This is a genomic window from Novosphingobium sp., from assembly GCF_041905565.1.
GTDB lineage: Bacteria > Pseudomonadota > Alphaproteobacteria > Sphingomonadales > Sphingomonadaceae > Novosphingobium.
In genome coordinates this window covers 21,281-33,070 of sequence record NZ_JAYRKX010000027.1, presented here as the reverse complement: position 1 = coordinate 33,070, position 11,790 = coordinate 21,281, and the positions used below count along the sequence as shown (strand labels likewise).

General features: G+C 68.6%; 10 protein-coding genes. 3 read left to right on the top strand and 7 right to left on the bottom strand.

Features of this window, described 5'->3' with window-relative positions:
* Positions 1–150: 150 nt before the first annotated feature.
* Both ACE3N9_RS15975 and ACE3N9_RS15970 read right to left on the bottom strand, forming a co-directional pair.
* The gene (locus ACE3N9_RS15975) at positions 151–450 is read right to left on the bottom strand and encodes a hypothetical protein (protein WP_374285366.1); all 300 of its coding nucleotides are present in this window, start codon (positions 448–450) and stop codon (positions 151–153) included.
* A gap of 103 nt (positions 451–553) precedes the next feature.
* Positions 554–1,741, bottom strand: a complete 1,188-nt coding sequence (locus ACE3N9_RS15970; RefSeq protein WP_374285364.1) for an aspartyl/asparaginyl beta-hydroxylase domain-containing protein — start codon at positions 1,739–1,741, stop codon at positions 554–556.
* 76 nt (positions 1,742–1,817) lie between these two features.
* Here ACE3N9_RS15970 and ACE3N9_RS15965 point away from each other — a divergent pair, with 76 nt between their 5' ends.
* Positions 1,818–2,837, top strand: coding sequence for a hypothetical protein (locus ACE3N9_RS15965; protein ID WP_374285363.1), 1,020 nt, complete (start codon positions 1,818–1,820; stop codon positions 2,835–2,837).
* Positions 2,838–2,947: 110 nt separating this feature from the next.
* Here the strand turns inward: ACE3N9_RS15965 and ACE3N9_RS15960 are convergent, their stop codons facing one another.
* The 4 genes from ACE3N9_RS15960 to xseA form a co-directional block, all read right to left on the bottom strand.
* Positions 2,948–5,962, bottom strand: a complete 3,015-nt coding sequence (locus tag ACE3N9_RS15960) for a TonB-dependent receptor domain-containing protein (protein ID WP_374285361.1) — start codon at positions 5,960–5,962, stop codon at positions 2,948–2,950.
* A gap of 268 nt (positions 5,963–6,230) precedes the next feature.
* A complete protein-coding gene (locus ACE3N9_RS15955; protein WP_374285359.1) occupies positions 6,231–7,118 on the bottom strand; it encodes a M23 family metallopeptidase in 888 nt (295 codons plus the stop codon).
* Complete coding sequence (locus ACE3N9_RS15950; protein WP_374285357.1) at positions 7,115–7,318, bottom strand: DUF2093 domain-containing protein; 204 nt, start codon at positions 7,316–7,318, stop codon at positions 7,115–7,117. The genes ACE3N9_RS15955 and ACE3N9_RS15950 overlap by 4 nt, the downstream gene beginning before the upstream one ends.
* A gap of 26 nt (positions 7,319–7,344) precedes the next feature.
* On the bottom strand, positions 7,345–8,820 hold the full coding sequence (gene xseA, locus ACE3N9_RS15945) for an exodeoxyribonuclease VII large subunit (protein ID WP_374285355.1): 1,476 nt from the start codon (positions 8,818–8,820) through the stop codon (positions 7,345–7,347).
* Between xseA and purD the strand changes: the two genes are divergently transcribed.
* A complete protein-coding gene (gene purD / locus ACE3N9_RS15940) occupies positions 8,819–10,096 on the top strand; it encodes a phosphoribosylamine--glycine ligase (protein ID WP_374285354.1) in 1,278 nt (425 codons plus the stop codon). The genes xseA and purD overlap by 2 nt on opposite strands.
* 100 nt (positions 10,097–10,196) lie before the next feature.
* On the opposite strand, the gene ACE3N9_RS15935 is transcribed toward purD, so the two are convergent.
* A complete protein-coding gene (locus ACE3N9_RS15935) occupies positions 10,197–11,192 on the bottom strand; it encodes an adenosine kinase (protein WP_374285352.1) in 996 nt (331 codons plus the stop codon).
* Positions 11,193–11,301: 109 nt separating this feature from the next.
* On the opposite strand from ACE3N9_RS15935, the gene ACE3N9_RS15930 reads away from it, so the two are divergent.
* Positions 11,302–11,727, top strand: coding sequence for a hypothetical protein (locus ACE3N9_RS15930; RefSeq protein WP_374285369.1), 426 nt, complete (start codon positions 11,302–11,304; stop codon positions 11,725–11,727).
* Positions 11,728–11,790: the final 63 nt, after the last annotated feature.

Genomic DNA, 11,790 nt, shown 5'->3' with positions numbered 1-11,790 from the left:
TCCCCCGGCCCAACCACCCACAGGGTACCTTGAACGGGTGGTTGGGCCGGGGGAGTGGGCCGGCCAGGCCAAGCTGATCGCGGAGGCGATCAGCGCACCGGGCAAGGACTCTGCCGCACCGGCGTGAGCCGGAGAAAACTCTCCTCCCCCTCAGTTCCCGATGTTGCCGGCCGTCTCGTTCATGAAGCGCACGGTGTCGCGCGCGGCGCGGTTGCCGTCGTCATCGGCGCGGGACCAGTCGCGCAGGGTGCGGCACACGGTGTGCGCCTTGGCCACGCTGCCGATTTCCACGTCGCGGCGGCAGCGGATGAAATAGGGGTGATCCTTGCCGACCACCTTGTTGTGGGCGCGGATTTCCTTGAGCGACATGTGGCTGGGATCGGGTGCAGGGATCGCGGGAAGCGGCGCCGCGCCCGCGGCTGCAGCCAGGATCAGGGAGAACAGGGACATGGTGGCGTTCCATCCGTAAATTGCTGAATGGCGCGAAAACTAGCCCGCCAGCCAGCACTCGGCAAGCGCTGCGGCCTGTCGTTCGTCGATCCGGCGGCGGCGATCAGCGGCGGGCGGGTGCTGGTTCGGTGGCCGCGAAATACTGCACGATCGCCTGCTGTTCGCCCGGCGTAAGGTGCGGGTTCCAGGTATCCACGATCAGGATGTGGCGGCGCTGGTCGCTGGTGTTCCAGGCTTCGTGATCGATCGAATCGTCGAAGGCAAAGGCCTTGCCTTCCGCCCATTCGCGGGTTTCGCCGCCGACGCGAAAGCCGCAGCCGGGCGGAACGTCGAGCGCGAGATGGATGATCGCGCGGGTGTTCGTCACCCCGGTGTGGGGCGGGATCGCGCTATGCGGCTTCAACATCGAGAAGAACGCGTTGGGCGCCTTGCCGGGGATCTGCGCCAGCGGCAGCCGCGCCAGCAGCGCGGCGGTTTTCGGGCAGCGATCCAGCACCGGCTGGTTGGGCACACCGTATTCGTAAAGGAAGCAGGCGCTCCAGTCGTAATTGTGGCTGAGCGGCGACCACTTGTTCTCGGGCGTCCCTTCGTCCAGCCGGACATAGGGAATGATCGCCGGATTGCCCTCGGCCAGCAGGCCGTGCAGTTCGGCGCGGATGTCGCCGGTCGCCGCTTCCAGTTCGTCCAGCCAGGGGAAATGGCGCCGGTCGAAGTACTCGTCAGCCGGCAGGAACGGATAGTACAGCCCGGCGCACTGGTTGAAATAGACCCGGCGGCGGCCCAGCGAATGGTCGTAGAAGGCTTTCACCCGGCGGCGTTCGGTTTCGTCCAGCGCGCTTTCGAGTTCGGCATAGGCACGGTCGGCATGGGCGCCGAGCCGCTGCTGCATCGCGGCCATGAAGGCGCGGCCGGCGGCCAGTTCCTGCTCCAGCCCGGACGCGGGCTGTTCGATCCCCTCGGCCAGTTGCAGCGCGCCGCTCCACGCCGCCAGGGCGTCGGCCTCCTGGCCGGTGCGTTCCAGGTTCTGGGCCTTGCGCAGCTGCGCGACGAAATCGGTGCGATCAAGGTCAAGCGCGCGTTCCAGCGCGGCCAGTTCCCCGGCATCGTCGCCCGCCGTGCGCAGCGCGTGGGCCAGGTTGCGGACCAGCGCCCCGGCACCGGGATCGGCGGCAATCGCTTCGCGGAAGGCGGCGATGGCACCGGCATGGTCCCCGCCGCGCAAAGCCGCCATGCCCTGCGCGTTGGCGCTGCGCGCGCGCTCGCGGCGCTGCTGTTCAGTCGTGTCCCCCATGCCGCGATCCTATGCCGCGCGAAGGAGCGCGGCAAGTGGTGTTGCCGTGCCCCCCGCCCGGCTCTAGGCTGCGGCGATGACCGCCTCCCCCTTCACGCTTGCTGACGCGCAATGGCTGGCGCACCGCCATGTCGAAGGGCAGGACCGCATCCGCTTTCTTCACGTGCCGCGCGCCGATCATCGCCGCATGCCGTTCCTGACCGACGAATACCTTGGCGCAGGCCGCCCCGCGCAGGATCTGGCCGTGGCCGATTGCCTGCAATGCACCCCGCCCCGGCGTATGGGCTTCCTGTTCCATTCGGCGTTCTGCGGATCGACCATGCTGCTTTCCGCGCTGGACCGCCCCGGCGTGGCGATGGGCCTGTCCGAGCCGGTGCTGCTCAACGACGTGGTTGGCTTTCGCCGGCGCGGGGCGCCCCCGGCGGCGGTGGCGCGGCTGGCGGATACCGCCACGCGGCTGCTGGCCCGGCCGTTCGCCCCGGACGAGATGGTGGTGGTCAAGCCGTCCAACGTGCTCAACCCCCTGGCCGAACTGCTGCTGGCGCTGCGCGCGGATAGCAACGCGGTGCTGCTTTACGCGCCGCTCGAAATGTTCCTGATTTCGGTGGTGCGCAAGGGGCTGTGGTGCCGGCTGTGGGTGCGCGAGCTGCTGGAGGGACTGCTGACCGACCAGGCGGTCGACCTGGGCTTTACCCTGCAGGACCATTTCCGGCAAAGCGACCTGCAGGTCGCCGCGGTCGGCTGGCTGGCGCAGCACGCGCTGTTTCACAAGCTTGCGGGCAAGCTGGGTCCGGCGCGGATCCGGACGCTCGATTCCGAAACGCTGACCGCCCGGCCCGCCGAGGTGCTGGCGGCAGCCAGCCGGTTCTACGGCCTGCGGGCCAGCGACGCGGACCTGGCTGACATGGCGGCCAGCGCCGCCTTTACCCAGCATTCCAAATCAGGCGCGGCCTTTGATGCCGCCCGGCGCCAGGCCGAATATGCCGAGGCGCGCGCCGCCCACGGCGACGAGATCGGCAAGGTGGTCGCCTGGGCCGGCGAAGTGGCCCGCAGTGCCGGCCTACCGCTGGACCTGCCCCATCCCCTGATCGGCTGACCGCGCGCTGCGCAGCACGGCGCGGCCCGGTCCGTCACATTTCATCGGCCCAAACGAAAGGGGGCGGGCATTGCTGCCCGCCCCCCGGCGTCCGTTTCCGGAAGTTCCGACTAGAACTTCACGCGGGCGCTGACCGCGAAGCGGCGGCCCAGCGCGTCGTAGCTCGACGGATAGGTGTTACCACCGTTCTGCGAGGTGCTGCCGACGGTGCCACCGACGATCGGGGGCTTCTTGTCGAACAGGTTGAACACCGACATCGTGACGTCGAAGTTCTTGGTGACGTCGAAGCGGGTGGTCAGGTCGAACCAGCTGAAGGCCTTGATCGACCGGAAGCGGGTGTCGATGAGGCAGCCATTGCCGCCCGCGCCAACCGCGTCCTGCTGATCGGTGACGTTACCGCAACCGGCCAGGTCGTCAGCCATCTGCTGATCTTCCAGACGCACCTTGTTCATCCAGCGCCACAGCAGCGAGATGTCCACCGGGCCGAGGCCGAGGGTGGTGCGCTGGTTGAACGAGTACTTCGGCTGGATCGAAGCGCAGTTGACCGAGTACTGGTTGACGCATTCGCGATCGAGCGAAGTCGGGGTCGCCTGGAACTTCGAGTGCGCGGTGTAGTTGCCCTGGAAGGACAGCGACAGGCGCGCTTCCTGACCCAGCAGGGTGCCGAGGTCAGTGGTGTAGTTCATGTTCAGGTCAACACCGCTGGTCGACAGCTTGCCGAGGTTCGAGAGAACGCCGAACAGGCCGCCCGTGGTGCCCGGGTCGCCGTCGAGCGCACCGGTGATCGGGTTACGACGGATCGCGGTACAGGCCGAGTTGGTCGCGCTCGAAGCCGACAGTCCGTTGAAGCACGCACCGATCAGGTCCGACGGGGTCGGGGTGGTGATCGCGTCCTTCACCTTGATGTTGTAGTAGTCAACCGAGGCCGAGAAGCCCGGCAGGAACGCCGGGGTGAACACGGCGCCGACCGTCCACGTGGTGGCGGTTTCCGGACCAACGGCGGTGTTGCCGCCCGAGGTGATGTTGGCCTGGCCAGCGGTCGGGTTGTTGATCGAGCCGATCGTGGCAACCGGAGCGCCCTGCGCAAGGCAGACCGCGCGCAGGTTGGCATTGGTCACCGGAGCCGCGCCAGCGCACGGATCGGTGCCCAGGTTGGTCAGGCCGGTCGACACGGGCGAGAACAGTTCGCCGATGTTCGGGGCGCGGACCGCACGCTGGTAGTTGCCGCGGATCTTGATGTCCGAGGTCGGGGCCCAGACGCCCGCCACCTTCCAGGTGGTGGCATCGTAGGTCGGGCTGCCGGCAGCGGCGATCTTGTAGTGCGACTGACGGATACCAGCCGACAGTTCAAGCTGCTGCATCAGCGGCTTGTCCTGGGCCAGCGGCACGATCAGTTCGCCGAAGCCTTCGTAGACTTCGTAGCCGCCGTTGATGTCCGGAGCCGCGCCGCCGGCGCCGCCCAGTTCACCCGGGGTCTTGGCCAGCAGGTCCGAAGCCTGTTCGGCCTGGTAGCGACGGTATTCGGTACCAACGGCGAAGTTGATGCCATCCGACGCCCAGGGCGAAGCGAAGCCCATGTCACCGCTGATCACGCCCTTGACCTGGTCAAGCTTGGTGTTGACGGCCGAGGTCGAGTTGTCGTTGACGAAATCGACCATCGCGGCGTTGACCGAACCCGGCTGGAAGATGTTCAGCGGGACGCAGCCATTGGTGTTGGTGAGGCAGGTGGTGCTGTTGGTGGCCATCAGCGCCTGACGCACGCGCGAAAGCAGCACGTAGTTGCGGATGGTCTGCAGCTTCTTCGATTCGCCATGCGCACCGGCAACGTCGAACTGGATGTTGTCGGTGATGTTGCCGCGGATACCCGCGCGCATGTCGAACACCTGGCTGTTGTAGTCCGAGTTGCGCGGACCGACTTCAACCGCGCGCCAGCGCAGACCGAAGTTGAAGGTGCGGAAGTTCGGATCGGTGGCGCTGGTCGCCGTGGCGGCCGCGGCGCACTGCGCGGCGGTCATGGTGGTGCCACCACCCAGCGCGGCGTTGGTCGCGGCGCGGGCGCACAGCGTGGAGCGCTGCGCGGCGGTCAGGAACGGGTTCGAAACCGGCACCGACACGGCCGAGGCGAAGATGCCCGACGGAGCGATGATGGTGTCGACGGTGTTGTTCGAGTACATGCCGCGGGCATAGACTTCGATCCCGTCGGCGACTTCGTAGTGCGCCTGGCCGAACATGTTGAAGCGCTTGAACGGCACCTGGAACACGTTGTACGGGTTGAAGTTGAACGCAGCGTAGTACGGCTGCAGGGTCTGGCCATCGCGCGAAACCTGGAGGTTGCCGCCGGCGATGTCGAAGCGAGCCGGGTTGGTGGTCGACGAACCCTGGCCGGCGACGAAGAATTCGTCGTACGATTCAAGGGTCACTTCCGACCACGGACGGTCACCGCCGAAGTACACCGGATCCGACTTCTGGTAGCCCAGCGACAGCACAGCGTTGCCGCGGCCGTCGTCGAAGTTCGCACCGATCGTCACGTCGCCACGGAAGGTGTTGCCGTCACCGCGCTGGGTGATCTGTTCCGAAGCGGTGGCAACCATGCCGGCGAAGTCGCGCTTGGTGATGAAGTTCACCACGCCCGAGATCGCGTCGGCGCCGTAGGTCGAGCTCGCGCCGCCGGTCAGCACGTCGGTGCGCTGCACCAGGGCGAGCGGGATGTTGTTGAGGTCGACGCGGCCGGTCAGGTCGGCCGGGACGATCCGGTCACCGTCGAGCAGGACGATGTTGCGGTTCGAGCCCAGACCACGAAGGTCGACGTACGAGGAACCGCCGTTGCCGTTGTTGACGTTCGAACCGATCGAGGGGACGGCGCCGGGCAGGGTGCGCAGCACTTCTTCCGCGACGTTCGTCTGGCGCAGTTCGAGTTCCTGGCTGCCGATGGTGGCAACCGGAGCCGAAGCGGTCAGGTTCGGGTTGCGGATCAGCGAGCCGGTGACGACGATGGTCTGGTCTTCCGGAGCGGCGTCATCCGCGGCTTCCTGCGCATAGGCAGCAGCCGACGAGAGCAGCGCCATGGCGCTGCCAGCGACCATGTAGGTCGCGCTCGAAAGGAGCGATTTCTTGGTGGTTTTCACAGGTCAGTCCCTCTGTAGATCCGGCGAACGGGCCGCGCGGATTCCTGATCATCCGCAGTCCAGACAGGGCATAGCCGCCGCCAGAATTGCGGATAGATGGCGCGTGAATGACGAATGAACCGGGTGGGATCAAAGGATTTTCAAGGGGAAGCCGCATTCCGCTGGCGGCTGTTGCATGCGTGCCACAGACCTGTGACACGCGCGCAATATTTTTTCGTCACGCAGGATAATTGCGCAATTTACAAGCCTGTCGGTCCGGGCGCCGCCATCAGCCGGCGGGCATCGGCCCGGTCAGCAACGACGGATCAAGCCGGGAATCACGCCACTTGACCGACCAGTGCAAGTGCGGCCCGGTGGCCCGCCCGGTCATGCCGATGTTGCCGATGTACTGCCCCTGGCGCACCACATCGCCCACTTTCACCGCCAGCTTCGAGCAGTGCAGGAAGGCGCTGTTCAGCCCCATGCCGTGATCGATCATCAGCAGCCGACCTTCCAGGCTGAACGGGCTGTCCGCCGCCAGGATCACCACCCCGTCCGCCGGGGCAACAAACGGCGTGCCGCTGGTGCCGGTCGCCACGTCCATCCCCGAATGGTACGACCCGGGCGTGCCGTTGTAGATCCGCTGCGAGCCGAACCGGCCCGAAATGCGGCCGTGGACCGGCCAGATGAACTTCTGCCGCCAGCCATCGACCGCGTGATCGACGCTGCGCGCGGCGTTGATACGCGCCAGCTCGCCCGCCCGCAGCCGGGCATATTCCTCGCTCGGCGGGGTACCGGGGCGCGGGCCGAGCGGGATATATTCGAGCTGCCAGGCGCGCTTGCCGACCGCGATCGGCACTGCCACGCGGTCACCCCCGGTCAGTTCGGCCAGCAATTGCGCCTGCGGAGCGGCATCGCGGTCAAACGCGATCAGGAACCGGCCATCGGCGGCCAGCGGCACCGGCTTGCCGCCAAAGCTGAGCGCGCGCACTCCGCGCGGGGCCTGGCCCAGCGCATAGCCGCCCTGGGTAAGCTGCCCGGTCAGCGCGAAATCGAGCTGGTGCGACAGGCCCAGCGCATCGGCGGCGCGGGCGCGCATCCCGCCCAGGTCAGCGCCAAAGGCCGCGCCCAGGGCCAGCACCAGCCCCGCCGCAGCCAGCCAGCGGGGGCGGATCATTCCCGCCCGGCGAGCCGGCGGGTCGCCGCTTCGGCGCTGGCGTAGGCTTCCTGGTGTTCGGCGCTCCAGTAGCGCAGCAGGTCAAGCGGGATCGCGGCGGCGGTGACCGCACAGATCACGTGGCTGCCCGGGGTCAGCACGCGAAAGCCGTTGGCCTGGTAGAACAGGGTGGCGGTTCGATCGGGAGACTTCATCAACATGGCCCCTTCCTAGCCGATTGACCGGCTCAGAGCAATTTGCCCTGCTCGGGCGGGGCGGGGCGCGGGGCGGGTTTCGGCCGGGGCGCGCCGCGGACCGGCGCATCGCCGCCAGCGGGCACCGCCTCCAGCACGCCATCGCGGAAATGCAGCGCCAGCGCGGCTTCGCCCGCCGCCGCCGCGCGGCTGGTCAGGGTCCGGCCATCGGACGCGGTGACCCGCACATAGCCGCGTTCCAGCACATTGTCGGGGTTGAGCGACTGGGCGATCCGCGCCAGCGCGGCAAGCTGGCCGCGCGCGGTGTCGATCCGCCGGGTGACCAGCGCCGGGGCCAGCCGCGCCGCCGCCAGCCGGTCGCGCGCGCGCTCCAGCCGGGCGGCGAGCAGGGGCGCGGAGAGCCGCGCGGCGTCCGCCTGCAAGGCCTGGCGGGCGCTGACCGTACGGTCCTTGAGCGCGCGGCGCAGCCGTTCCGACGCCTCGTCGAGCGCCTGGGCATAGGGGCTGAGCAGCGCTTCGGCGCGGGGCAGCCGGTCAGCCCGGACGGCCAGCCGCTCGCGCCCAAGTTGCAGCGGGCGCACCGCCGCGCGGCGCTGACGCAGGCCCAGTTCGGCCAGCTGGCCGTTCAGTTCCTCGCGCACCGGCACGGCCATTTCGGCGGCGGCAGTGGGCGTGGGGGCGCGGCGATCTGCGGCGAAATCGACCAGCGTGGTATCGGTTTCGTGGCCCACGGCGCTGATCACGGGGATCGAGCAATCGGCCACGGCGCGGACCACGATCTCCTCGTTGAAGGCCCACAGATCCTCGATCGAGCCGCCGCCGCGCGCGACGATCACCAGGTCGGGGCGGGGCACCGGCCCGCCGGGGGGCAGCGCGGAAAAGCCGCGCACCGCCGCCGCCACCTGCTGCGCCGCGCCCTGGCCCTGGACCAGCACCGGCCAGACCAGCACCCGGCTGGGCATGCGGTCGGCCAGGCGGTGGAGGATGTCGCGGATCACCGCCCCGGTGGGCGAGGTGACCACGCCGATCACGCGCGGCAGGAACGGCAGCGCGCGCTTGCGTTCCGCTGCGAACAGCCCTTCGGCTTCGAGCCGGGCCTTGGTTTTCGCCAGCAGCGCGAGCAGCGCGCCTTCGCCCGCGATCTCCATCCGGTCGATCACGATCTGGTAGTTCGAGCGGCCGGGATAAGTGGTCAGCTTGCCGGTGGCGATCACTTCCAGCCCGTCTTCCAGCTGGAACCCCAGCCGCTGGGCATTGCCGCGCCACATCACCCCGTCGAGCCGGGCATTCTCGTCCTTGAGCGCGAGGTAGACATGGCCCGAGGCCGCGCGCTTGACCCCCGAAAGCTCGCCCCGCACCCGCACGAAGCCGAAGCGATCCTCCACCGTGCGCTTCAGCGCGGCGGAAATCTCGCTGACGGACAAGGCACCAGCGTTGTCCCCGGCGCTTTGCTTCGCTACCAGCCCGGCTGAACTGTCGTCATCATCGTAGTAAGAGGGACCGGGCATGAACATCCTGCTGCTGGGATCGGGCGGGCGCGAACATGCGCTGGCATGGAAGCTGGCGCAATCCCGGCTGTGCGACAAGCTGTTCGCAAGCCCGGGCAATCCCGGCATCGCGGATCATGCCGAACTGATCAAGCTGGACGCGGCCGACCACGGCGCGGTCATCGCCTTTTGCGAAGCGCAAGCCATCGGCCTGGTGGTGATCGGCCCCGAAGCGCCGCTGGTCGATGGCCTGGCCGATTCCCTGCGCGCCGTGGGCGTGCCGGTGTTCGGGCCGAGCAAGGCGGCGGCGCAGCTGGAAGGCAGCAAGGCCTTCACCAAGGAACTGTGCGCCCGCCACAACATCCCGACCGGCGATTTCGCCCGCGTGACGAATGAGGCCGAGGGCCTCGCCGCACTCGCCCGGTTCGGCGCGCCGGTGGTGGTCAAGGCCGATGGCCTGGCCGCCGGTAAGGGCGTGACCGTGGCCATGACCATGGCCGAAGCCGAGGAAGCCGTGCGCGAAATCTTTTCGGGCCGGTTCGGCGCAGCCGGGGCCGAAGCCGTGATCGAGGAATTCCTGGATGGCGAGGAAGCCAGCTTCTTTGCCCTGACCGACGGGCACACCGTGGTTCCGTTCGGCTCCGCGCAGGATCACAAGCGCGTCGGCGATGGCGATACCGGCCCCAACACCGGCGGGATGGGCGCCTACAGCCCCGCCCCGGTGCTGACCCCGCTGCTCGAAGGCGAGGCGCTGGAACGGATCGTCGTTCCCACGGTCAAGGCCATGGCGGATGAAGGCATGCCCTATTCCGGCGTGCTCTATGCCGGGCTGATGCTGACCAAAAAGGGCGTCCAGCTGATCGAATACAACGCCCGCTTCGGCGATCCCGAATGCCAGGTGCTGATGCTGCGGCTGGAGGATGACCTGGGCGAACTGCTGCTGGCCTGCGCCGAAGGCAAGCTTGCCACCCGCCAGCCCCCGCGCCTGTCCCCCGACACCGCGCTGACCGTGGTCATGGCCGCCGAAGGCTATCCCGGCGAGCCGAAGAAGGGCGGAACCATCGCCGGGATCGACGCGGCCGAAGCCGGCGGCGCCAAGGTGTTCCACGCCGGCACCGCGCTGACCGACGGCCAGCTGGTCGCCAATGGCGGCCGCGTCCTCAACGTCACCGCGCGCGGCGCCAGCGTGACCGAAGCGCAGGCCAGGGCCTATGCCGCGGTCGATCTGGTCGAAGCCCCCGACCTGTTCTGCCGCCGCGACATCGGCTGGCGCGAAGTGGCGCGGGAGCGGGGGTAACCCAGCCAAACTTCGTCATTGCGAGCGCAGCGCAGCAATCCAGAGTCGGTTCGAGTGACTCTGGATTGCTGCGCTGCGCTCGCAATGACGATGGATTGAATTAACCCAGCCGCGCCTTGATCAGCGCCTTGAGGTCCGCTTCGGGGCGGGCGCCGTAGTGCGAGATGATCTCGGCGGCGGCGACGGCGCCGATGGTCAGGCACTGGTCGATGGCCAGGTCGCGGACGTGGCCATAGAGAAACCCGGCGGCGAACAGGTCGCCCGCGCCGGTGGTGTCGACCACCCGCTCGATCGGCTCGGCCTTGACCTCGAAGCGCTGCCCTTCGTGGACCGCGACAGCGCCATCGGCGCCGCGTGTCACCACCAGCAGCGGGACCTTGGGGGCGAGTTCGGCGAGGCCAGCGTCGAAATCGCCATGCCCGGTCAGCGCTTCCAGCTCGACGTGGTTGGCGAACAGGATGTCGATTTCGCCGGTTTCGATCATCGCGCGGAAATCTGCGCCGTGGCGTTCGATCACGAAGGCGTCGGACAGGGTGAAGGCAACCTTGCGGCCCGCATTCTTGGCCGCCGCGATGGCCCGGCGCATCGCCGCGCGGGGTTCCTCGGGGTCCCACAGGTAACCTTCGAGGTAGAGGATCTTCGCGTCCGCAATCGCCGCTTCATCGAGCGCGGCGGGCGGCAGGAACTGCGAGGCACCCAGGAAAGTGTTCATCGTGCGCTGCCCGTCGGGGGTGACGAAGATCAGGCACCGCGCCGTCGGCGGATCGCCCGCGCGCGCGGCCGTATCGAAGGCAATCCCGCCGGCGCGGATATCGTGGGCGAAGACTTCGCCCAGCTGGTCATCCGCAACCTGGCCGATGAAAGCGCACTTCGCGCCGAGCGCGGCCAGCCCGGCCAGGGTGTTGGCCGCCGAACCGCCCGAAATCTCGCGCGCGGGGCCCATCGCCTCGTACAATTCATGCGCGCGCGCGGTGTCGATCAGGGTCATCCCGCCCTTGAGCAGGCCCAGCCGTTCGATCAGCACGTCCTGGCACGGGGCCATCACATCGACGATGGCATTGCCGATCGCGATAACGTCGGTGGTGGGCTGGGGCATGATCGGCAGGTTCCTAACGCTTTGTCGCAAAACGCGCGGGGCCTAGCCGCAGGCGGGCCATTGGGCAAGGGCGCAGGCGTTGACAGCGCGCGGCAGGCGGGCAATGCGGATGGCAATGCACCGCAAGCTCCTGCTTCCCGCCCTGCTCTTGCCGCTGCTGTCCGCCTGTGGCGGCGGAAGCGGCGCCAAGGGCATTCCCGCCCCGCCCCCGCCCCGGCCCGGCAAGGCCCCGGTGCGCGCGCCGGTGCGCGTCACCCCGCCGCCGCCGCGCCTGCAGGTCGCCCCGGGACTGGAAGGCGTGATCGGCGCCAGCGGAGCGGACCTGCTGCGCCAGTTCGGCCCGGCGCGGCTGGACCTGGCCGAAGGCGATGCCCGCAAGTTGCAGTTCGCCGGCCCGGCCTGCGTGCTGGACATCTATCTCTATCCGCAAGGGTCCGGGCGCGAGCCGGTGGCCACCCATGTCGATGCCCGCCGCGCCAGCGACGGCCAGGACGTGGACCGCGCGGCCTGCGTCGGCGCACTGCGCAAGCGCTAGGGTAACGGCCCGTTAGGGATATTTTGCGACAAGCCTTGCCGCAATCGAAGGGCAAGGGAACGC